General features: G+C 37.3%; 18 protein-coding genes and 1 other annotated feature. Of the genes, 16 read left to right on the top strand and 2 right to left on the bottom strand.

Translation table 11 applies throughout. The annotated features are described in order from the left end of the window. Nucleotides 1-94 precede the first annotated feature (94 nt). From H9636_RS04160 to pyrE, 16 genes are all read left to right on the top strand, one after another. Nucleotides 95-376: a YggT family protein gene (locus tag H9636_RS04160; RefSeq protein WP_191706372.1), complete on the top strand. Its 282-nt coding sequence runs from the start codon at nt 95-97 to the stop codon at nt 374-376. Between the two features lie 141 nt (nt 377-517). Further along, complete coding sequence (locus H9636_RS04155; protein ID WP_191706371.1) at nt 518-1300, top strand: YlmH family RNA-binding protein; 783 nt, start codon at nt 518-520, stop codon at nt 1298-1300. A gap of 97 nt (nt 1301-1397) precedes the next feature. Then, nucleotides 1398-1934 (top strand): DivIVA domain-containing protein, encoded by a 537-nt coding sequence (locus H9636_RS04150; RefSeq protein ID WP_191706370.1) that lies wholly within the window; start codon nt 1398-1400, stop codon nt 1932-1934. Nucleotides 1935-2015: 81 nt separating this feature from the next. After that, nucleotides 2016-2332: a binding site (T-box leader), on the top strand. 75 nt (nt 2333-2407) lie between these two features. Further along, nucleotides 2408-5167, top strand: a complete 2760-nt coding sequence (gene ileS, locus H9636_RS04145) for an isoleucine--tRNA ligase (protein ID WP_191706369.1) — start codon at nt 2408-2410, stop codon at nt 5165-5167. A 134-nt stretch (nt 5168-5301) separates the two neighbouring features. Continuing rightward, a complete protein-coding gene (lspA, locus tag H9636_RS04140; RefSeq protein WP_191706368.1) occupies nt 5302-5781 on the top strand; it encodes a signal peptidase II in 480 nt (159 codons plus the stop codon). Further along, a complete protein-coding gene (locus H9636_RS04135; protein WP_191706367.1) occupies nt 5778-6692 on the top strand; it encodes an RluA family pseudouridine synthase in 915 nt (304 codons plus the stop codon). The genes lspA and H9636_RS04135 overlap by 4 nt, the downstream gene beginning before the upstream one ends. Before the next feature lie 433 nt (nt 6693-7125). Next, entirely contained in the window at nt 7126-7671 is a 546-nt protein-coding gene (pyrR, locus tag H9636_RS04130; RefSeq protein ID WP_191706366.1) for a bifunctional pyr operon transcriptional regulator/uracil phosphoribosyltransferase PyrR, read from the top strand. Between the two features lie 18 nt (nt 7672-7689). Further along, entirely contained in the window at nt 7690-8979 is a 1290-nt protein-coding gene (locus H9636_RS04125) for a solute carrier family 23 protein (RefSeq protein WP_191706365.1), read from the top strand. A 152-nt stretch (nt 8980-9131) separates the two neighbouring features. Continuing rightward, nucleotides 9132-10007, top strand: a complete 876-nt coding sequence (locus H9636_RS04120) for an aspartate carbamoyltransferase catalytic subunit (protein WP_191706364.1) — start codon at nt 9132-9134, stop codon at nt 10005-10007. Nucleotides 10008-10009: 2 nt separating this feature from the next. Then, entirely contained in the window at nt 10010-11284 is a 1275-nt protein-coding gene (locus tag H9636_RS04115; RefSeq protein ID WP_191706363.1) for a dihydroorotase, read from the top strand. Then, entirely contained in the window at nt 11284-12384 is a 1101-nt protein-coding gene (locus H9636_RS04110; protein WP_191706362.1) for a carbamoyl phosphate synthase small subunit, read from the top strand. Before H9636_RS04115 ends, H9636_RS04110 begins: the two co-directional genes overlap by 1 nt. Beyond that, nucleotides 12377-15574, top strand: coding sequence for a carbamoyl-phosphate synthase large subunit (gene carB, locus H9636_RS04105; RefSeq protein WP_191706361.1), 3198 nt, complete (start codon nt 12377-12379; stop codon nt 15572-15574). The genes H9636_RS04110 and carB overlap by 8 nt, the downstream gene beginning before the upstream one ends. Next, entirely contained in the window at nt 15574-16347 is a 774-nt protein-coding gene (locus tag H9636_RS04100) for a dihydroorotate dehydrogenase electron transfer subunit (protein ID WP_191706360.1), read from the top strand. Before carB ends, H9636_RS04100 begins: the two co-directional genes overlap by 1 nt. After that, entirely contained in the window at nt 16344-17255 is a 912-nt protein-coding gene (locus H9636_RS04095) for a dihydroorotate dehydrogenase (protein WP_191706359.1), read from the top strand. The genes H9636_RS04100 and H9636_RS04095 overlap by 4 nt, the downstream gene beginning before the upstream one ends. Further along, entirely contained in the window at nt 17256-17963 is a 708-nt protein-coding gene (pyrF, locus tag H9636_RS04090) for an orotidine-5'-phosphate decarboxylase (protein ID WP_191706358.1), read from the top strand. Next, complete coding sequence (pyrE, locus tag H9636_RS04085; RefSeq protein ID WP_191706357.1) at nt 17964-18596, top strand: orotate phosphoribosyltransferase; 633 nt, start codon at nt 17964-17966, stop codon at nt 18594-18596. Between the two features lie 98 nt (nt 18597-18694). Here the strand turns inward: pyrE and H9636_RS04080 are convergent, their stop codons facing one another. Further along, a complete protein-coding gene (locus H9636_RS04080; protein ID WP_191706356.1) occupies nt 18695-22375 on the bottom strand; it encodes a S8 family serine peptidase in 3681 nt (1226 codons plus the stop codon). Between the two features lie 268 nt (nt 22376-22643). Further along, nucleotides 22644-24326 (bottom strand): Rqc2 family fibronectin-binding protein, encoded by a 1683-nt coding sequence (locus H9636_RS04075; RefSeq protein ID WP_191706355.1) that lies wholly within the window; start codon nt 24324-24326, stop codon nt 22644-22646. Nucleotides 24327-24536: the final 210 nt, after the last annotated feature.

Below are 24536 nucleotides of genomic sequence, written 5' to 3'. Positions count from 1 at the left end.
TGTAGAAAGTATTTTTTCTATGGATACATACTTACATTTATAAGGCTACTTTGCTATAAGAGGAACTTTAATTTAGAGAGGGTAATTAATTTATATGATAATATATTCTATCAGTACGGCTATTACAATGTTCTTTTCAATCTACTCATTTATGCTAATTATTTACATTTTAATGTCTTGGGTTCCTGCCGCTCAAGGTTCTACTTTTGGTAGAATTCTTGCAAGATTATGTGAACCATACTTAGGCTTCTTTAGAAAATTCATTCCACCAATTGGTATGATTGATTTTTCACCTATTATTGCAATTTTGTTACTTACTTTCATTGAACGTGGTGTAAAAATTGTCCTTTTTAATGTTTTTAATATGTTAACTTAAGTGATAATACTTAAGGAATGAAGTTATTCTTTCGATAGTTAAAGGAGACGTTTCCCTCAATTTTGAAACGTCCCCTTTTTTAATACGATGAAATGGAACGGTACCAACTTAATTTTAGTTAATAAAAAGTGAGCTGAGAGAATGGAGCATTTAATTCAACATTTTAGAAAAGACGAACAAACCTTTATAGAAAAAGTGATTGGCTGGCAGCGGGAAGTGGAAGACCGTTTCGCTCCCAAATTAACGGATTTTCTAGATCCACGAGAAAGATTTATTGTTACTTCGATAGTTGGCCAAAATAATGAGCTATCGGTACAATCTTTTGGTGGATTTGATGATGCGGAAAGGCAAAGACTTTATATTTGTCCAAACTACTTCCAACCATTGGAGAATGATTTTGAAATTTCCTTTTTTGCAGTGAATTATCCTTCAAGGTTTGTTCAGTTAAAACATCCAGACGTGTTAGGAGCTTTATTATCACTAGGAATTGGGCGTAGTAAGTTTGGTGATATAAGAATTGAAGGAGATGTCATTCAATTTGCTGTCGCTAAAGAGGTCCAAGATTATGTGTACGTGAATTTAAATTCAATTGGGAAATCAAAAGTGAAGTTGGAACAAATAAATTTTAATCAACTTGTTAAAATCGAAGAAGAGTGGTTCGATAATACTTATACAGTATCTTCTATGCGATTAGATGTCATTATTGCTACAGTCCTAAACTTTTCAAGACAAAAGTCCCAAAGCTTAATTAAAGCTGGGAAAGTAAAAGTAAATTGGACAGTAAGAGAGGATACTTCCTTTGAAGTGCAAGAAGGTGACATTTTGTCGGTACGAGGATTTGGAAGATTGAAAGTGATGATGTCAGAAGGTCGAACGAAAAAGGATAAAATTCGACTCCAAATAGGACGATTAGAGAAAAAATAGTAGTTTTAAGTAAAAATTTACGAAATTTTGATGTCAAGTTCCAAGGACAAGCTGTATAATAGATTTATATATTTAAATGAAGAAGGAGTGTTGACGAATGCCATTATCACCTCTCGATATACATAACAAAGAGTTTACTCGAGGCTTCAGAGGTTATGCAGAAGACGAAGTAAATGAATTTTTAGATCAAATCATTAAAGATTATGAAATTATTATTCGTGAAAAGAAAGAATTAGAAAATAAAGTGAAAACAATGACTGAACAAATGAGTCATTACAATACACTAGAAGAAACGTTACAAAAATCGATTGTCGTTGCGCAGGAAGCTGCCGAAGAAGTTCGTCGCAATTCACAACAAGAAGCAAAATTAATCATTAAAGAAGCTGAAAAAAATGCAGATCGAATCGTAAATGAAGCATTATCAAAAGCTCGTAAAATTGCGATTGAAATTGATGCTTTGAAAAAGCAATCTAAAGTATTCCGCAACCGTTTTAAAATGTTAGTTGAAGCCCAATTAGATTTGTTAAACACGGATGATTGGGAGCATTTATTAGAGTATGACGTTGGATTAACGGAAATTCAAAATCATGCACGACAAGAAGACGATGATTTAGAAATAACAACTGAAGGTTAATAATTGTTTATCTTCATCGATTTACTTGACTGCATTTCTTCATTTCCATATACTGATACACGAGTATAAAAAATTGATATTTATTTGGCGCTGATGGAGACAGTATTTTTTGAAAGTGGTTGAAAGCGATTCGAGGATGGTGGAAGCTCGAACGAAACATTCAAAAAAGAACATCACTCCTGAGCTAAATCACTGAAAAAAGAGTGTGCTAAAACAGTTACACGTGTTCTATGCCGTTAAGTTAAGCTTTTTTAACACAAAATCGCTTTATAAGGCAGCAGACGTATTTGATTAAGTGATTTCGTTTCACACGACGTTACAGTGTCTAAGAGGCGGTTAATAATTTTGTTATCCGCAAATTAGGGTGGTACCACGAGTAATAGCTTCTCGTCCCTTTAGGGATGTGAAGCTTTTTTTATTTTAGGTGCTAATGATGAATAAATACTTAAGAAAAATTAAAGGAGGATTTTAATATGGTAGAGTATAAAGATACGTTGCTAATGCCAAAAACGGATTTCCCAATGCGCGGAAACTTACCAGCTAATGAACCAAAAATGCAAGAAAAATGGGAAGAAATGGACATTAACGCTTTAGTGAATGAGCGTACAAAAGATCGTCCTCACTTTGTTTTACATGATGGACCTCCTTATGCAAATGGTGATATTCATATCGGTCATGCTTTAAACAAAGTGTTAAAAGATATGATTAACCGTCATCGTTCAATGACAGGTTTCCATGCACCTTATGTTCCAGGTTGGGATACTCATGGTTTACCAATTGAGCAGGCATTAACAAACAAAGGTGTAAAGCGTAAAGAATTAACAATTGCTGAATTCCGTGAGCTTTGTGAAAAATACGCTTATGAACAAATTGAAAACCAAAAAACTCAATTTAAACGTTTAGGTGTTCGTGGGGATTGGAAAAACCCATATATTACGTTAAAACCAGAATTTGAATCTCGTCAAATTGAAGTGTTCGGAAAAATGGCCGAAAAAGGATATATTTATAAAGGATTAAAACCGGTATATTGGTCACCATCTTCTGAATCAGCATTAGCGGAAGCGGAAATTGAATATAAAGACATTAAATCACCGTCTATTTATGTAAGCTTTGAAATTAAAGATACAAAAGGTGTTGTGCCAGAAGATGCTAAATTCATTATTTGGACGACAACACCATGGACAATTCCCGCTAACTTAGGAATTTCAGTGAATCCTGAAATTACGTATGTTGTCGTAGCTGCAAATGATCATAAATTTATTATCGCAAAAGATTTGCTTGAAACGGTTTCCCAAACACTTGAATGGGAAAATACTGAGATTATTCAAGAAGTAAAAGGGGCAGATCTTGAGTATATTGTTGCCAAACATCCAATTTATGATCGCGATTCATTAGTCATGGTTGGTGATCACGTAACAACTGAAGCAGGTACTGGATGTGTTCATACGGCTCCTGGTCACGGGGAAGATGACTTCCTAGTAGGGAAAAGATACGGGTTAGAAGTACTTAGCCCAATTAACGACCAAGGATGTTATACTCACGAAGCTCCAGGATTTGAAGGATTATTTTATGATGATGCTAATAAAGTAATGACGGAGAAATTAAAAGAAGTCGGTGCTTTAGAAAAGTTATCGTTCATTACCCATTCGTATCCACATGACTGGCGTACGAAAAAGCCTGTTATTTATCGTGCAACGCCGCAATGGTTCTGTTCGGTAGAAGCTTTCCGTGATGAATTATTAAATGCAGTAGAAGAAACTGCTTTCACACCAACATGGGGTGAAACACGTCTTTACAATATGCTTCGTGATCGTGGAGACTGGTGTATTTCAAGACAACGGGCTTGGGGTGTTCCAATTCCAGTATTCTATGCTGAAAATGGAGAAGAGATTATTACTTCGGAAACAATTGCCCATGTTTCAAAGTTATTCCGTGAACATGGCTCAAACATTTGGTTCCAAAGGGAAGCAAAAGATCTTTTACCTGAAGGGTTTACTCATCCAGGTAGCCCAAATGGCAAATTTACAAAAGAAAACGATATTATGGATGTATGGTTCGACTCTGGTTCATCCCACCAAGGTGTCCTTGTGGAAAGAGGGATGAAATATCCTGCTGATTTATATCTTGAAGGTTCTGACCAACACCGTGGATGGTTCAATTCATCATTAATTACTTCGGTAGCAATTAACGGTTATGCACCTTATAAAGGATTATTAACCCATGGCTTCGTTTTAGATGGTGATGGCCGAAAAATGAGTAAATCTTTAGGAAACGTCATTATCCCTGAAAAAGTAATGAATCAATATGGTGCTGATATTCTCCGTTTATGGGTTGCATCTGTTGATTATACTGCTGATGTTCGAATTTCAATGGATATGTTAAAACAAATTTCTGAAGTATACCGTAAAATTCGGAACACTCTTCGCTTCTTACACGGGAACGTTGCTGATTTCGATCCAAAAACTAATCGGATTGCTTATGAAGATTTACGGGAAATGGACCAATACATGTATATGCGTTTGCAAGATGTATTAAAAACAGTACGAAAAGCGTATGACCGTTATGAATTCGCATCTGTTTACCATACAATCAATAACTTTGTTGCGGTTGAATTATCAGCATTCTATCTAGATGTTGCAAAAGACGTTGTGTATATTGAAGCAAAAGATAATAAAGATCGCCGTGCAATGCAAACGGTTATGTATGATACTTTATTAACTTTATTAAAAGTATTAACACCAATTCTTCCACATACTACAGATGAATTATGGTCTTATTTAAATGAAGAAGAAGTATCTGTCCAATTAACAGATTTCCCTGAGGTAGACGAACGTAGTAACTTTACTGAACTACGCGCTAAATGGGATAAAGTAATTGGAATCCGCGATGAAGTGTTAAAAGCTCTTGAAGAAGCACGTAATGCGAAAACAATTGGTAAGTCGTTAGAAGCAAAAGTGAAGATTTATGCGGATAATGAGCTAGCTGAACTTTTAAATGATCCTGCGATTGACTTTGCCCAAAGTTGTATCGTTTCCCAACTTGAAGTAGTAGCTAATAAAGAAGGTGCACCTGCAAATGCACTTGTTCTTGAAAAAACTGCGATTGTTGTGGAAAAAGCGGAAGGCGAGAAATGTGAACGTTGTTGGTCCTATTCAGAAACTGTTGGACAAAATGCATCCCACCCAACATTATGTAGCCGTTGTGCTGATGTGATTGAAAAACATTATGTTTAATTAGATGATTCACCGCTCTCGATTCCCGGGAGCGGTTGTTTTATACTGATGATAAAAGGAAAAAAACATGACTTGAATTACATTCATTTCGATGTTTTTTTGTAGTAAAGATTATTGGCAAACGGGGGAATACTGTGTATAAGTACTATAGTTTAGCTGTAATTGTTGTATTATTAGACCAATGGACGAAATGGTTAATTGTGAAAAATATGGAATATGGTGAACGTATAGCGGTTTGGGATCCATGGTTTGCGATTCTTTCCCATCGAAATCGTGGAGCAGCATGGGGTATGTTACAAGGTCAAATGTGGATTTTCTTCATCGTAACACTCGCTGTTATTGCAGGTGTAATTTATTATTTCCATAAACAAGCAAAAGGTAAACCGTTATTTGCTATTAGTTTAATGATATTATTAGGTGGAGCATTAGGAAATTTTATTGATCGACTTTTCCGAGGGGAAGTTGTCGATTTTGTTGATATACTAGTTCCAATTATTAATTATGACTTCCCGATATTTAATATAGCAGATGCCGCATTAACGATTTCAGTGGTTATGCTTATATTAGTAATGCTCAAAGAAGAGCGAGATGAAAAGAAAAAGGTGAAAGAATGACAGTTGTAACAATTACAATAGACGAAAACAATGCAGGAGAGCGTATTGATAAAGCTCTATCAACCATTCAAGAAGATTGGTCTAGAACGCAAGTAGCAACTTGGGTTACTGATGGTATCATCAAAGTTAATGGTGAAGAAGTCAAAGCAAAATATAAAGTAAAACAAGGCGATATCATTGAAATTGATGTCCCGGAAGCAGAACCGTTAGAGGTTATTCCAGAAAATTTAAATTTAGATATTATTTATGAAGACCAGGATGTACTAGTCGTAAATAAACCGAAAGGGATGGTTGTACATCCAGCACCAGGACATATGACGGGTACTTTAGTAAATGGCTTAATGTTCCAATGTACCGATTTATCAGGTATCAATGGTGTTTTAAGACCGGGTATTGTACACCGAATTGATAAGGATACTTCTGGTTTATTGATGGTTGCTAAAAATGATCATGCCCATCATTCTTTAGTTGAACAATTAGTTAATAAAACCGTCACAAGAAAGTATACAGCATTAGTTCATGGTCATATTGCCCATGATAAAGGGACGATTGATGCACCGATTGGACGTGATCCAAAAGATCGTCAAAAACAAGCGATTGTCGATAATGGCAAGCATGCTGTTACTCATTTCCATGTTAAAGAACGAATTGGCGGCAAATTTACTCTAGTCGAGTGCCGTTTAGAAACGGGCCGTACCCATCAAATTCGTGTCCATATGAATTATATTGGCTACCCATTAGTTGGAGATCCTAAATATGGGCCAAAGAAAACAATTGATTTTGGAGGACAAGTTCTTCATGCAGGTGTATTAGGTTTTGTACACCCGACGACAGAAGAATATTTAGAATTTGAAGTACCACTTCCTGATGATTATGTGGAATTATTAGAACAACTACGAAAAGAAGTATAATCATTAATAAAATTAATTTTCTAAACGATGTTGACTTCCTTTAGTTTTAAGTCTATACTGACAACAGTGAATTACCCACTGTGATGGGAATGAAATTTAAAATTTAAAATTAAATATTCACCTTTAATGGCAGTCCAGAGAGGCTGAGAAGGTACATGTAGAATTGTTATGGAATTTTTATGACCATTTATAACCTACCGATTTTTAGTAAAAAATTGTTTGGGGATTAAAATGGCATTGGTGTCCAAAGTTGTTGACCCATGAAAATGTCCAAACATGTTTTTTCAACACGTATATCCAACCTCTTAAGCTGGTGCTTAGGAGGTTTTTTTATGTCTAACGGTAACACTCTCTGTTTAGTCATTAAAAAGACGAACTGATTTGGAAAGTAGCTGACCATGCTATGGAAGTAAAATTGGGAGGAGGAAATGAAATGGGACAAATTACTGAACTATTAGATGGACCTTCAATGAATCGGGCATTAACAAGAATTGCCCACGAAATTATTGAGCGAAACAAAGGAATCGATGAATGTATTTTAGTCGGCATTAAGACTCGGGGTGCTTTTTTAGCTCGAAGACTTGCGGAAAAGATTACAAAAATCGAAGGAAAGCCTATTCGCACAGGTGAGTTAGATATCACGTTATATCGGGATGATTTATCGACAAAAAATGAAAATGGGGAAGCCCTCGTACAACAAGTCGATATTGACTACGTTGTAAACAATCAAAAAATCGTCCTTGTGGATGATGTTCTATATACAGGACGGACAGTTCGAGCTGCCCTTGATGCCATTATGGATTTAGGACGTCCAGCGCAAATCCAACTTGCAGTATTAGTTGACAGAGGACATCGAGAACTACCAATTCGAGCTGATTATGTTGGGAAAAACATTCCAACTTCCAGTCTAGAAAGAATCGTTGTTTGCTTAACAGAAGTCGATAAAGAAGATAGTGTAACACTACACAAAGTAGATTAGGGGAAGTGAGGGATAAACATGTCAAAAGCAGTTTTGGACATCCAAGATAAACCAACGTCGGGACAGCTGATTACGCTTAGTTTCCAACATATGTTTGCCATGTTTGGTTCAACTATTTTAGTACCACAGCTTGTAGGATTAAGTCCTTCCATTGCATTACTAACAAGCGGAATTGCAACCATCATATTTTTATTAATAACACAATTTAAAGTGCCAGCCTATTTAGGTTCATCCTTTGCTTTTATTACGCCAATTTTAATAGCAGCAGGTGGCGTAAAAAATGGAGAAAGTGTTCATCCAGGTAATGCGATGATTGGAGCGATGGCAGTTGGAATCGTATACGGAATCGTCTCACTCCTTATTTGGAAGACAGGATATAAATGGCTCATGCGTTTATTACCTCCAATTGTCGTAGCGCCAGTAATTATCGTAATCGGTCTTGGACTATCAGGGACAGCAGTAGATATGGCGATGAACTTCAAAGGAGAATACAGCTTCCTGCACTTTTCAGCAGCTTTAGTCACTTTGTTCGCAGCAATCATTTTTAACGTATACTTTAAAAATATTTTAAGCACAATGCCGATCCTCCTTGGATTAATCGTTGGTTACATTTATTCAGCCATCGTTGGTATAGTGGACTTTACACCAGTTAAAGAAGCAAATCTCTTTCAGGTACCGAACTTCTTAATTCCAGGTGTACATTATGAATTTAATGTCACTTCATCCATTTTACTTGCAATGGTACCAATCGTCATTGTGACGATATCAGAACATATCGGCCATCAATTAGTTCTAGGAAAAGTAGTCAACCGAAATTATTTAAAAGAACCTGGTTTACATAGATCTCTACTAGGGGATGGATTAGGAACATTTATTAGTGCCTTGCTAGGAGGTCCACCGAAAACGACTTACGGGGAAAACATTGGTGTTCTAGCAATTACAAGAGTGTTTTCGGTCTACGTTATTTTTGGAGCAGCTGTTCTGGCGATTTTGTTCTCCTTCTTTGGAAAAGCGATGGCATTAATACAAACAATCCCTACAGCAGTACTTGGCGGTATTTCCATCTTGTTATTTGGTATAATCGCTTCCAGTGGATTACGAATGCTAGTTGAAAACAAAATTGACTTTGGAAATAATCGAAACATGGTGATCGCCTCTGTCATTTTAGTAGTAGGGATTGGAGGAGCAGCCCTAAGATTTAATGAATCCTTTGCCATTGAAGGAATGGCATTAGCGGCAATCGTAGGGGTTATTTTGAACCTTGTTTTACCGGGAAGAGAAAAAGAAGTTAATAATTTAGAAGAATAAAGATACCTTTTAATGAATTGTCCAGAGAGGCAAAGAAGGGGAATAGACAAACTAGGTGCGTTTTTTTAACGTCGCCTTAGCTTGTTATACCTCCTAAGCCTCGCAAACGAATGCGAGGCTTTTTTTATCAAGTGTATTTGGAGGAAAAGACAATGAAAAATTTACTTTCAATGGAACATTTATCGAATGAAGATGTCATGGCAATTATTGAACGGGCAGCTCAATTTGAAGCAGGGGAGCTCAGTAAATTAACAAAATCTTATAACGTAGCAAATCTTTTCTTCGAACCAAGTACAAGGACAAAAACAAGTTTTGAAATGGCTGAAAGAAAAATAGGATGTACGGTCATTCCGTTTGATGCAGGCTTTTCAAGTGCTCTAAAGGGAGAAACGATGTATGACACAGTGAAAACCCTCGAAATGATTGGTTTAGATGCTGTAGTCATACGAGCAAAAGAAGATGAATACTACAATGAATTACTTGAAGGTATTGAAGTAGCTGTTATAAATGCAGGGGACGGAGCAGGGCAACACCCATCTCAAAGTCTATTAGATTTATATACGATTTATAAGGAATTCGGATCCTTTGAAGGATTAAATGTAACGATTGTCGGTGATATTTCCCATAGCCGTGTCGCAAGATCCAACGCAACCTCCTTAAAACGGTTAGGAGTCAATGTTCGGTTTTTATGTCCACCGGAGTGGGCAGGAGAATTTGAAGCCCATCACTCATGGGATGGCCTTTTAGAAGATAGTGATGTCATTATGTTACTGCGCATTCAACATGAACGGCATTTAATTAATAAAAGTTTTTCTAAGGAAAGTTACCATGAGCAATACGGTTTAACATTTGAACGGGAAGCGAAGATGAAACAAAATGCGATTATTATGCATCCGGCACCTGTAAATCGGGATGTAGAAATTGTTTCCGAATTAGTCGAGTGTCATCGCTCTAGAATATTTGATCAAGTAAGAAATGGCGTGTATGTCAGAATGGCAATTTTAGAAATGATTCTGAAAGGAAGATGAACATGACGAAATTTATACAAAATATCAAAATGTTAAATGAACAAAGTGAATTAGTGGATACGACGGTAACGATTGAAAATGGAAAAATCACAGCAATTGGTGGTAACCAACCAAATAATGCTGACGTAATCGATGGCAATGGCCATCTACTTGCGCCAGGTTTTGTTGATGTACATGTCCATTTACGTGAACCAGGATTTGAGCATAAAGAAACAATCCAAACAGGTACAGCCTCTGCTGCAAAGGGTGGCTTTACGACGATTTGCGCAATGCCGAATACGAAACCAGTACCCGATTCAGTTGAAAATTTAGAACTTATTAATCACTTAATTAAAGAAAATGCAAAAGTTCGTGTTCTTCCTTATGGTTCTTTAACGGTTGCCCAATCTGGCGATGCTAGAACGAATTTAGCGGAATTAAAAGCCCACGGTGCCGTTGCTTTTTCGGATGATGGGGTTGGCGTTCAACTCGCAGCTACTATGTATGAACAAATGCAAGATGCAGCTAAGCTTAACATGGTTGTCGTTGCCCATTGTGAAGATAATTCTTTAATCTACGACGGGGTAATGCACGAAGGAAAGCGAAACAAAGAGCTTGGTTTACCAGGAATACCTTCCATCTGTGAATCAGTACAAATTGCCCGGGATGTCCTTTTAGCTGAAGCAGCTGGGGCACGATATCATGTATGTCACGTTTCTACGAAGGAATCCGTTCGAGCAGTCAGAGATGCGAAACGTGCCGGAATTCGAGTAACAGCTGAAGTTTGCCCGCACCATTTGTTATTAGAAGAAATGGATATTCCGAGTGATGATGCGAATTGGAAAATGAACCCACCATTACGAGCAAAAGATGACAAAGATTCCTTACATCAAGCGTTACTTGATGGCACAATCGATTGTATCGCTACAGATCATGCACCTCATACGGTCGAAGAGAAATGTTGTGGAATGGTAGGAGCACCTTTCGGAATTGTTGGCTTTGAAACAGCATTCCCCCTTTTATATACCCAATTTGTAGAGACAGGGAAATGGACGTTAAAACAATTAATCGATTGGATGACAGTAAAACCTGCTGAAATTTTTGATCTTCCATACGGGAAAATTGAAGTAGGTGCTTCGGCTGACTTGATATTAATCGACTTACAAAAAGAACAAACAATCAATGCAGAAGAGTTTGCATCAAAAGGGCGCAATACACCTTTCAATGGTTGGACTGCAAAGGGATGGCCGGTATTAACAATGGTAGAAGGCAACATCGTCTATGAGGAGGCAAAATAATGAAAAAACGACTATTAATTTTAGAAGATGGAACAGTTTTTAATGGGGAAGCTTTCGGTAGTGATAAAGCATCTCAAGGGGAAGTGGTCTTTACGACAGGGATGACTGGCTATCAAGAAACTTTATCGGATCCGTCGTTCTATGGACAAATCGTTACATTTACTTACCCATTAATCGGCAACTACGGAATTAACCGTGATGACTTTGAATCAATAACACCGGCTATAAAAGGAATGGTTTGTAGAGAATTAGCTAAAGAACCATCCAACTTCCGTAGTGATCTATCCTTAAACGATTACTTATTATCTCAAGACATTCCTGGTATTGAAGGAATTGATACTCGAAAGTTAACTCGCATTATCCGTAGTAAAGGGGCAGTAAAAGCAATATTAACTGCTGCTGATGAAGAGGTTAATGTGGAGCAAGTTGTGAATATGTTAAAAGCTACACCGCTTATGACGAACCATGTGAAAGAAGTTTCACCAAAGGCAGCTTACCCAAGTCCTGGCCGAGGAAAACGCGTCGTGTTAATGGATTTCGGTATGAAACATGGGATATTACGAGAATTAAATAAACGGGACTGTGACGTTTTAGTTGTTCCTTATAACACGTCCGCAGAACAAATTTTAGCTTGGCATCCCGATGGCATTATGCTATCTAACGGACCTGGGGATCCAGCAGATGTAACGGAAGGGATTGAAACAATCCGTCAACTAATCGGAAAAGTTCCAATTTTCGGTATTTGTTTAGGTCACCAGCTATTCGCTCTAGCTTGTGGTGCAAAAAGTTTCAAATTACCATTCGGTCACCGTGGAGCCAATCATCCAGTAAAAGACTTGCGTACTGGACGTACTGAGTTAACATCCCAAAATCACGGTTATGCCATCGATGAAAATTCTTTAGAAGGAACAGGTTTAGAAGTAACCCATGTCGCTTTAAATGATGGAACAGTAGAAGGGTTACGCCATAAGAAATATCCAGTGTTTACCGTACAATATCACCCAGAAGCTTCACCTGGGCCGGAAGATTCAAATCATTTATTTGATGAATTTATTGAATTAATGGAAGCCTATGCAGGGAAGGAGAAACAACATGCCTAAACGTACAGATATAGAAACTATTTTAGTAATCGGATCAGGTCCCATCATCATTGGGCAAGCAGCAGAATTTGACTATGCAGGTACACAAGCTTGTCTTTCGTTAAAAGAGGAAGGTTACCGTGTAATTTTAATTAACTCAAACCCTGCAACGATCATGACGGATACGCAAATTGCAGACAAAGTTTATCTCGAACCAATATCTTTAGAATTTGTTTCTCGTATTTTACGTAAGGAACGTCCAGATGCCATCTTACCTACCCTTGGCGGTCAAACGGGGTTAAACATGGCGATTGAATTAAACAACTCGGGTATTTTAGATGAGTTAGGAATTGAGATTTTAGGAACAAAACTTGATGCGATTCATAAAGCGGAAGACCGAGACCAATTCCGTAACTTAATGTATGAACTAGGAGCACCTGTACCGGAGTCAGATATTATTCATAACTTACAGGAAGCAAAGAACTTTGTTGAAAAAATCGGTTACCCAGTAATCGTTCGACCTGCCTTTACCCTAGGTGGAACAGGCGGAGGTATTTGCCACAACGATCAAGAATTAGAGGAAATCGTAACGAGCGGTTTAAAATATAGCCCAGTTACTCAATGTTTACTAGAAAAATCGATTGCCGGCTACAAAGAAATAGAATATGAAGTAATGCGAGACTCTATCGATAACGCGATTGTTGTTTGTAACATGGAAAACTTCGACCCAGTAGGAATCCATACTGGAGATTCTATCGTAGTGGCACCTTCCCAAACGTTATCGGATCGTGAATATCAAATGTTGCGTAACATTTCATTGGATATTATTCGTGCATTAAAAATTGAAGGTGGATGTAACGTTCAATTAGCCCTTGATCCAAACAGTTTTAATTACTATGTTATTGAAGTAAATCCAAGGGTATCTCGTTCGTCAGCATTAGCATCAAAAGCAACAGGTTATCCAATTGCAAAACTTGCAGCTAAAATTGCGGTAGGTTTAACTTTAGATGAAATTATTAACCCAGTAACAGGTTCGACCTATGCAGACTTTGAACCAGCCCTTGACTATATCGTAGCTAAAATTCCACGTTGGCCATTTGACAAATTTGAATCGGCAAAACGTAATTTAGGAACTCAAATGAAGGCTACTGGAGAAGTAATGGCATTAGGCCGTACGTTTGAGGAAGCCATTTTAAAAGCGGTACGTTCTTTAGAAACTGGTCAAGTCCATATCGAATTAAAACACGCGGATGACAATTCCGATAACTGGATTGAAAAACGTATACGTAAAGCTGGAGATGAACGTCTATTCTTCATAGCGGAAGCTCTTCGTCGTGGGGTAACGATTGAACAAATCCATGAATGGTCCCAAATTGACTTATGGTTCTTAAATAAACTTCAAAACATTATACAAATGGAATCAACTTTAACAGAAAACGTAAATAATCCTGCAATTTTACGCCAAGCTAAACGTATGGGCTTTGCTGATAAGAAAATTGCGGAACTATGGCAAACAACTGAAACAGAACTGTACGAATATAGAAAAGAACAAGGAATCATACCAGTTTATAAAATGGTGGATACTTGTGCTGCAGAATTTGAATCAACAACACCATACTTCTACGGAACTTATGAAGATGAAAACGAATCAATCGTAACGGATAAACCATCTGTTGTTGTTTTAGGTTCTGGTCCGATTCGAATCGGTCAGGGGGTTGAGTTTGACTATGCAACCGTACACTCTGTATGGGCGATTCAAGAAGCAGGATACGAAGCAATCATTATTAACTCGAACCCTGAAACAGTATCAACAGACTTTTCAATTTCAGATAAGCTGTACTTCGAACCACTAACTATTGAAGATGTAATGCATATTATTGACCTTGAAAAGCCAATTGGTGTAGTAGTTCAGTTTGGCGGTCAAACGGCAATTAACTTAGCGAATAAACTAGCTGAAAATGGTGTGAACATTTTAGGTACTAGTTTAGAAGCGATTGATCGGGCGGAGAATCGTGATAAATTTGAACAAGCTTTACATGAATTAGGCATTCCACAACCAGCTGGTGAAACGGCAGTATCAACAGAAGAAGCATTAGAAATCGGTAAAAAACTTGGCTTCCCAGTATTAGTTCGCCCTTCTTATGTACTTGGTGGGCGTGCAATGGAAATTGTCTATAATGAACAGGAATTAGAACATTACATGGAAAATGCGGTAGAAGCTTCTCCAGATCATCCAGTATTAGTTGACCGTTATTTAACGGGTCAAGAATTAGAAGTAGATGCAATTTGTGATGGAGAGAACGTATTAATTCCAGGTATTATGGAACACGTTGAACGGGCAGGAGTGCACTCTGGTGACTCGATTTCTGTATATCCGCCACAAAAATTAACAGAAGAACAAAAGGCCACTTTAGTCGATTATACGACTCGATTAGCTAAAGGACTAAATATTGTAGGATTAATGAACATTCAATATGTTTTATCAAAAGGGGAAATTTACGTTATCGAAGTAAATCCTCGTTCGAGCCGTACTGTACCGTTCTTAAGTAAAATTACAAACATTCCGATGGCTAATATTGCAACAAAGGCAATTCTTGGTCAATCGATTTTAGAACAAGGTTATAAAACAGGTCTTGCAAAAGAACAAAAAGGTGTATTCGTAAAAGTACCGGTATTTAGTTTTGCCAAACTACGCCGTGTAGACATTACGTTAGGACCTGAAATGAAATCGACAGGGGAAGTAATGGGGAAAGATGCTACCTTTGAAAAAGCATTATACAAAGGCTTTGTAGCATCTGGTATGGAAATTAAAAGCCATGGAACGGTATTGTTTACTGTTTCCGATAAAGATAAAGAAGAGGCAATTGGCTTAGCTAAACGTTTTAACACAGTCGGCTATCGTATTATGGCAACAGAAGGTACAGCTAAAAGTTTTGCAGAAGCCGGTATTCAAGTTGATGTAGTAGGAAAAATCGGTTCTAAAGAAAAAACATTGTTAGATGTCATTCAAAACGGTGAAGCTCAACTAGTAGTAAATACATTAACAAAAGGGAAACAGCCTGCTCGTGACGGTTTCCGTATTCGACGGGAATCCGTTGAAAATGGTGTTGCATGTTTAACATCATTAGATACAGCAGAAGCGATGTTAGAAGTAATCGAATCGATGACATTTACGGCAGAAGAAATGCCAAAAGCGGAGGTATTTCATTAATGATCCAACAAGAGCGAATGATCGTCGTTCGTCAAAGTGAAATTGCTCATCATATTTTTGAACTAACTTTACAAGGTCAAATTGTTCAGGACATGAATCCTGGACAATTTGTCCATATTCGAGTGTCAGAAACTTTTGAGCCACTTCTTCGACGACCTATAAGTATAGCGAATATTGATAAAGAAACAGGAGAAGTAACGCTCATTTATCGTGCTGAAGGGAGAGGAACAAAGCTTTTATCTCAAAAGCAAGTTGGAGATGAAGTCGATGTTCTCGGTCCTTTAGGTAATGGATTCTCAGTGGAGACAGCTCCAGAAGGTGGGACGGCTTTACTAGTAGGTGGTGGAATTGGCGTACCACCGTTATATGAACTAGCTAAACAGTTGAATGCACGAGGCATTCGAACAATCCAAGTATTCGGTTTTGCCACTGAAGAAGTCACTTTTTATGAAGAACAGTTTTCAACATTAGGCGATACGCATTTCGTTACTGTGGACGGTACGAAGGGAACGAAAGGTTTTGTAACAGATTTATTAGAAGAGTTAAAACCTGAGTTTGATGTTTTCTATGCTTGTGGACCAATGCCGATGCTAAGAGCATTAGAGCAATTTTATCCGAATAAGGAAGGTTACCTTTCCTTCGAAGAACGCATGGGTTGTGGCATAGGTGCGTGTTTTGCATGCGTTTGTAAAACGACAGACAGCACAGATAAAGATTATGTAAAAGTATGTTCAGATGGACCCGTATTCCCGAAAGGAGTTGTGCAACTATGAGACGTTTAACAATTCAACTCCCAGGTTTAGAATTAAAAAATCCGATCATGCCTGCTTCTGGTTGTTTTGGTTTTGGTAAAGAATATGGAGGTCTTTATGATCTCTCTAAGCTAGGAGCCATTATGATTAAAGCGACTACGGTGGAAACGCGTTTAGGAAACCCAACGCCGAGGGTTGCTGAAACACCTGCTGGGATGTTAAATGCGATTGGATTACAAAATCCTGGTTTAGAAAAGGTAATGGCAAATGAACTTCCATGGCTTGAGCGTTTTGACGTACCGATTATTGCGAACGTTGCTGGTACAACTACGGAAGACTATGTAGAAGTGGCAAAAAAAATATCAACCGCTCCAAATGTAAAAGCTTTAGAATTAAATATTTCTTGTCCAAATGTAAAGCATGGTGGGATTACTTTCGGAACAGATCCAGTTGTTGCCCGGGAACTAGTGGAAGCTGTAAAAGCAGTTTCGACTGTACCTGTTTATGTAAAACTTTCACCGAATGTAACAGATATTGTTGAAATTGCGAAAGCGGTTGAAGCTGGTGGAGCAGATGGAATAACGATGATAAATACGTTAATCGGTATGCGCCTTGATGAACGAACAGGGAAACCGGTCATTGCGAATGGAACTGGCGGACTATCTGGCCCTGCTGTAAAACCTGTTGCGATTCGTATGGTATACGATGTGTACAAAGCGGTTTCGATTCCGATTATTGGAATGGGTGGTGTTTCTTGCGCGCAAGACGTCATTGATTTTATGTCGGCAGGAGCTTCTGCAGTTGCCGTTGGGACAGCAAACTTTGTCGATCCATTCGTGTGCCCGAATATTATTGATGCATTACCAGCTAAATTAGAAGAACTAGGTGTAAAACATATTAAAGAAATCATCGGAAGGAGCCACCGATAAATGAACAGCAAACCAATTATTGCGTTAGACTTTCCTAGCGAACAAGAAGTATTTCAATTTCTTCACCATTTTCAGGAGCCGTTGTTCGTTAAAATCGGGATGGAACTTTATTTACAAGAAGGCCCTGAAATTGTTCGGAAAGTAAAGGAACAGGGGCATGATATTTTTCTAGATTTAAAGCTTCATGATATTCCGAATACGGTTAAATCGGCAATGAAAGGGTTAGCTCGTTTAGGAGTCGATCTTGTCAATGTTCATGCTGCTGGTGGTATTCAAATGATGGAAGCGGCCCTAGAAGGACTTGAAGCGGGTACTCCAGTTGGCAAGAAAAGAGCAAAATTAATTGCAGTAACCCAGCTGACTTCTACAACGGAAGAGCAAATGAAAAAAGAACAACAAATTCAATTATCTCTACTAGAATCAGTTCTTCATTATGCAAAAATATCAAAACAAGCACAACTTGATGGAGTTGTATGTTCTGTTCAAGAGGCAAAACTGATTGCGAACGAGTGTGGGAATGAATTTTTACGTGTCACTCCTGGCATCCGTTTAGCAGGTGGAGATGCCCATGATCAAAAACGTATTGCGACTCCAGATGGAGCCCGCGCGGATGGTTCCTCTCTTATCGTAGTTGGTCGTGCTATAACGGGCTCAAAGGATCCACTAGCTGCATATAAAGAAGTTTGTTCATTATGGGAGGGAAAATAAATGTCAGTACAAAAGGAAATTGCAAAAGGTATGTTAAAGGTTGGAGCGGTTGAATTAAATCCAACAGAATTATTTACATGGGCGTCGGGCATCAAATCACCAATTTATTGTGATACACGATTAACAATTTCGGATGTCACTGTACGTAAACAAATTGCTCAAGGTCTTGCGGAGAATATTAAAAAACATTTTGCTGAAACAGAGGTTATTGCTGGGACAGCTACGGCTGGGATTCCACATGCTGCTTGGGTTTCTGAACTTTTGGAGTTACCAATGGTTTATGTTCGTTCAAAAGCAAAGGAACATGGTCGAGGGAATCAAATTGAAGGGAAAATTCAACCTGGTCAAAAAGTTGTTGTAGTAGAAGATATTATTTCTACTGGCGGTTCATCCATTACAGCTGTCGAAGCATTACGTGCAGCTGGATGTGAAGTTGTTGGTGTCGTATGTGTTTATACATATAATTTACCTCGCGCAGAACAAGCTTTTGAAGAAGTGGGAGTGAACTATGTTTCGTTAACAAACTTCGATTACCTTGTGGAAGCTGCATCAGAAACGGGAGTAATTGAAGGAAACGATATACCTTTCTTACAAGATTGGCATAGTAAACTGAAAGCGGGAGAACTTAAGTAAAACGCTAAATGATTTTCTATTAAGCAAGGAAGAGGAAAAGCCTGTAATGGATAGATTTAAAATCTACCATTATAGGCTTTTTCATTTATCAATATCGTTTATTTATTTTTTCCCTTACCTGGTTTACCGTTCTTTTTAATTTGAACCGTTTTCGTTGTAACATTTCCTGCTAAATCTTCTACTTCAAAAATAAATTCGTTATTACCATCCACTAATGGAAGTTCAACTTCCACTCGTTCTTCATAACCTTTCATTTCGTATGGTTCTGATAATTCGTGTAAGAATTTTTCGTCTCCATTTACTGTTAATCGAACTTCATCAAAATTATCTTTTAAAGTAACTGGAACGACAACGACACTTTCTTTCGTGTTTTTAGGAATCTTTCCAATTGTAATTGTAGGTAATTGTGTATCAACGAAAACTTTACGAGAAATTTGCATTTCATTTGAGAATTCGTCGATCGCTTTTACACGAATATCTTGGAAACCATCTTTAAGATTTAAAGTATGAGAGAAATTAACACCATCGAAGGATGCTTTTTGATCATTCACCGTAACGGAAGTGATTTTTGAATCATCTTCAATTGTTCCTTTTACCTCGATTTCGTTCGTGTTAAATACATCGAAGTAATTTGGATTTTCGATATAAATTACAGGAGGTGTTTTTTCTTCATTACTTTTTAGTTGGAAATCATACTTTTGAGTATTCCGTGCAACGTCCACTAATTGTACTGAAATTTTATCCTTATTCGTTAATTCTTTGCTAATTGTAAATGTTGTTGTAGATAGAGGAAGAGCTTCTGATACCGCTTCTCCATTTACATATACTTGCCAATATTCTGCTCCAGTTCCACCTTTATTATCAGTTGGATTTGAAACAGTAACCTTTTTGGATGAAGAATCGAAAGTTACTTTAGCGCTCGGAGCTACCGTATCAACCTTAATAGGGAATTCGATAGACTGCCATTCTGCTCCTTCATAATCGATTACACCACTTACACGGATAATATAATTTCCGTCTTTAGCAATGGCATTATTTATTTTTCCATCCCAACCATAATTACTGTTGTAAGTGTATGGATTTTCAGATGAATAATGTTTTGTTAAGTTGTTGGCAGTACGGAGTGTACGTAAAACTTTTCCGTTCGTATCGACAACTTCCACTTTCAATTGCTTCGCATTACGGAATAGTGAAAAGACAGGGATTGCTTGGTCACGAACGCCGTCGCCATTAGGAGAGAAACCGAATCGTGATGCATCAAACTCTTCTCCTCCACCTGTAATAAAGGAGCCTTGTTCATCAGCTAAAGCTGTATAACCCCAATAAGTTAAATTATCCCATGCAAAGTAATCAAAGATGCGTGCATCATCCCAACCGCCGTTAAATCCAAAGAACGGTACAGTTAATGGTACATTACTTGTTACTTCCTCGTTTGGATCAACTAATCGAACAAAACCATCAACGAAGAAGCCATTTGAATAAATCGAGCGAATTTCTGCGGGCAGATTGGAAACATCTACAGAGACCGTTATTTCCTTTGTACCATTCGCAGGAATCGTAACGGATTCAGGAGAATTAATATCCGCTTCTTCTTCTGTAAGAACATATTGACCATATGTGTTCGGAACGGTTACATATAACCCATCACCAGCATTTACAGGCATGTCGATTTGAAGTTGGGTTTGAACATCATAGGTTTTCTCCTCATTTGAGAAGTTTTCTGCAACTAAAGTAAAAGTAAATTGGTCATTTTCGATTTCCTTTAATGCAACCTTTGCTTCACCAGTTTTTGAGTTCGTCACGATGACATCCGTTGAAAGGGCGTTTGCAAGTTGCATTAATCCAGCTCCTTGTCGGCGCGGTGAAACGTATTCACCTGGAGAAGTTTCGATTGGAAGTGCCGTATTCATTAATAAATTTTTCGCAATTTGAACTCTATCTGCACCAGTAGCATTAAATTCTTGATCAACCCGCTCTAAAACAAGTGTACTACCACCTGCTACATGTGGTGCCGCCATAGAAGTACCGCTCATTAAACCGTATTCATTATCGTTTAATGTAGAGAAAATGTTGCCACCAGGTGCTGTAATTTCCGGTTTGAAATCTAAGTTAGGCGTAGGACCCCAAGAAGTAAAACTACTTAATTGTCCCGCACTAGGATTTTGAGTCTCAATGAAGTCTCCATTAAAGGAAATTGTTACACTTTGATTTTTGTCTAAAGCAGATTTTAAAGCTTGTCCATCCGTTTTTAAAATGGACATGAATGGAATTTTAATACCTGGGTCTGTTGCCATATTAATAGTACCTTCAGTGTTGTTGTAAATAATGGCTGCTACTGCACCTGCTTCTTGTGCGTTTAAACCCTTTTCAACAAATGTATTGGAGCCACGGGAAATTAAAGCGACTTTACCTGAAAAATCTTTCCCTTCAAAATCTGCGGCAGTTCCAAATCCGGCATCCATTACTTCAACTTGTCCATTAAATGCATCGATAGGGTTTGCATCATTTGCTAATAAATAAAGTGCTTCCCCAGAAGGTGCTCCATCGACTTGATATGAAAAACTGTATGCTGTAATCATTGAATTTTCAATAGAAGCAACACTAATGGAGTCGTATGATATACCAGGAGATCCTGTTACACCATAATCTTGGTTTTCAGCATAAGGATAAAAATATCCAGAACCATACATATCGGAGTTACCGGAAGAAATGGAAACGATAATACCATTTTCTGTAGCTCTTGATACGGCTTGTTGTTCTGGGCTAGATTCATCAACATAGCCTGCTGGAGAACCTAATGACATGTTTAATACATCGGCGTTTAACTTGATAGCATCATCAATCGCTTTAATATAAATATCACCGTATGTGGAAGAAAAGTTTGGATCATTTCCGAATACTTTTAAAGCTAAAAGCTGTGCTTCAGGAGCTACCCCCTTAATGCCGCCGTTTTCTTCATCCCCGTTCGCTGCAACTGTACCACCAACGTGCATACCATGCATCGATGCATCGGGACCTAAATCTAAAATTTCATCATTTCCGTCCATATAGTTATAACCAAAAGGTACTTTTGTTGTATAATATTGGCCGTTTTTAATTGACCCGTCTGATAAAAGAGCATTTACTTCCTCTTTAGTTAGTTCAGCAGTACTTTCATCCGATAAAATCATATCTTTATGGCTAGGATCGATACCAGTATCAATAATACCGACAACCATTCCTTCACCTTCAAAACCGTATTCATTCCATGCGCGTTGAGCTTGAACTAATTCCTTTGAATGAATCATATCCGGTTTTACTTCCGGTCTCTCATATTCAGTAGACTCATAGACAGCTTTAACACCAGATGTAGCAGCGATTTTTTCAACATATTTTGCTTCTACTTCTGCTGAGAATCCATTGAATACAACCGAAAAGTTTTCAATATATTTGACGGAAGGAACTTGTTTTTTCAATGTATCTTGAACACTTTCTTGTTCTTCCATAACGGCTGTTTCAATTGATTCCTTTTCTGACCGTTTAAGTTGTTTATATAAAACTCCTTTTTTTGTTGCTTTTTCAATAGCAGGTTCCCCGTCAAGTTCGACGACAATTCGAACTTTTTTATTAGGGTTTTTTGGATTTGATAGAGATTCTGGGATGTTAGGTTCATTTTTTTCTTGTTGAATGGTAGGCAAGTTTTTTAAACTTTTTGCGCTCGTACTGTTCACACCGAACAGTGGTGTACTAAATGCCAATAAGAAAGCTATTGCCACAAGTACGATTTTTCTAAGTTTCATAAATCCACTCCTCCTAGTATTCTATTAGTCAGAAAAAAGAGAATAAATATAATATTTAGTCAACTTTTTCTAATTTAATAATATATGATAATAGATTGGGAATACATTACAAAATAGTTACTTTTAAATCGAAAATTGTAGTTTTCTATTTTTCATAATTCGACATTCGAAATAAAGTAGTAGATAGACTGAAAAGAGGGGATATATAAAAGGAAAAAGAGATTGGAAAGAAATTTTAAATTCTTAATCCAATCCCTTACGCGGAAAGTTATTTTTTTAAATTTAGTACTAGTTCTTCATCGGGTGTTACATAAAGGGTTTTTTGTTCAAAATAAATAACAAATCCTGGTTTTGCACCATTTGGTTTTTTCACTTGCCGAATTTCCGTATAGTCAACCGGTACTGAGGAAGAATCCCGAGCTTTACTGAAATAAGCACTTAAAGTGGCAGCCTCGAATAAAGTTTTTTCATCCGGTTCATTGGAATGGATGACGACATGCGATCCTGGAATGTCTTTCGTATGCAACCAAATGTCTGTTTTTTTTGCCATTTTAAAAGTTAAATAATCATTTTGCTTATTATTTTTCCCAACTGAAATTGGGATTCCAGTAGAGGAAGTAAATTGTTCAGGGGACGGTTTCGTCGGTTTTTTCTTTCGTTTACTCATCCGCATTCTTAAGTAACCTTGTTCGGCTAATTCTTCACGAATTTCTTCGATATCTGAAGGGGATGCTTGGTGCACTTGTGCCATCAACATTTCAAAGTATTGTATTTCATCTTCTGTTTTTTCAATTTGTTCCTTCACCATTACTAAAGCGTTTTTCGCTTTATTATATTTTGTGTAATAGCTTTGAGCATTTTCTACAGGTGTTTTTCTTACACTTAATGGTATTGTAATTTGCTCATCGTTCTCACTATAGTAGTTTGTTACGGTCACTTCTTTCATGCCCTTTTCAAATTGATATAAATGGGCCATTAACAACTCGCCATAAAGTTGGAATTTATCTAATTTTGATGCATTATCTAAATCTTTTTGAAGTTTTTTTAATTTTAACGTTAATTTATTTCGTTCATTTTGGAGCCATCGTTCTAAATCGCCTGCCTGTTGCTTTACACGATCACGTTCAGCACGGGCATAAAATACACGATCTAATAAAACGCTTAACGATCCATAATGGGTTTCTTGACCATTCAAGTGGGTTATTGTTGTTGGTGAAAAATAAGTTTTTCGATCAACTTCTATATATGTTGGATTTGTACTAGTAACAATCTCTTCTATAAAAGATTTAAAAGTAGGTACGATTTCTCCTGCGTTTAAACGATATAAAAGTTCATTTGCATGAATAGGTGAAAATCCTTTTAAATGTTCGACAACTTCTTTTGCCGTTTTCTCTTCAATGAAAAATTGTTTAATTTCGTCATCTGACATTGTAGCTGGATTGATTTTATTTTGTTCAGGAGGAGCGATATATGGTTGACCAGGTAATACAGTTCGATAACTATTAACAGATGGCGGTAGATGTTTTAAACTATCTATTATTTTACCGTTTCCGTCATCGATTAACATAATATTGCTGTGCCTACCCATTATTTCCATCGTTAACTTACGAAATACTTGGTCACCGATTTCATTTTTACTTTCAATATTAAAAGTTAAAATCCGTTCAAAGGAGTCAGTAGTAATTGCATGAATAATTCCACCTTCAATATGTTTTCGTAAAAGCATACAAAACATTGGCGGTTCAGCAGGATTATCTATCGAATGTTCTGTTAAATGAACCCGGGCATATGATGGGTGAATGGAACATAAAAGTTTATAATTTTCCCCTTTAGAACGAATATGTAATACAATTTCAAGGGCATTCGGTTGATGAATCTTCGTAATACGTCCAGTTTCTAATTGTTTTAACTCGTTTGCCATTGCCATTGTAAATAAGCCATCAAAAGCCATGTTATTTCCTCTTTTCTTCATTCACGTAATCTTCATTATTTCTTGTACGGCTTGAGATCCATACAAATTTATACCATATTATAGGTGGACTTCATTTATTTCGTTGTTTCATTATAAAATGAAGTACAAAGACAAAAATATATAACACATTATACTATAGTTCTTTATCGTTGCATCCAACATTTACTTTTTGCATACGTCTGACATTAA

The sequence above is a fragment of the Ureibacillus galli genome (assembly GCF_014836845.1).
Taxonomy (GTDB): domain Bacteria; phylum Bacillota; class Bacilli; order Bacillales_A; family Planococcaceae; genus Ureibacillus; species Ureibacillus galli.
Note: the sequence above shows the minus strand (reverse complement) of the source record. Positions and strands in the feature narration are given on the sequence as shown.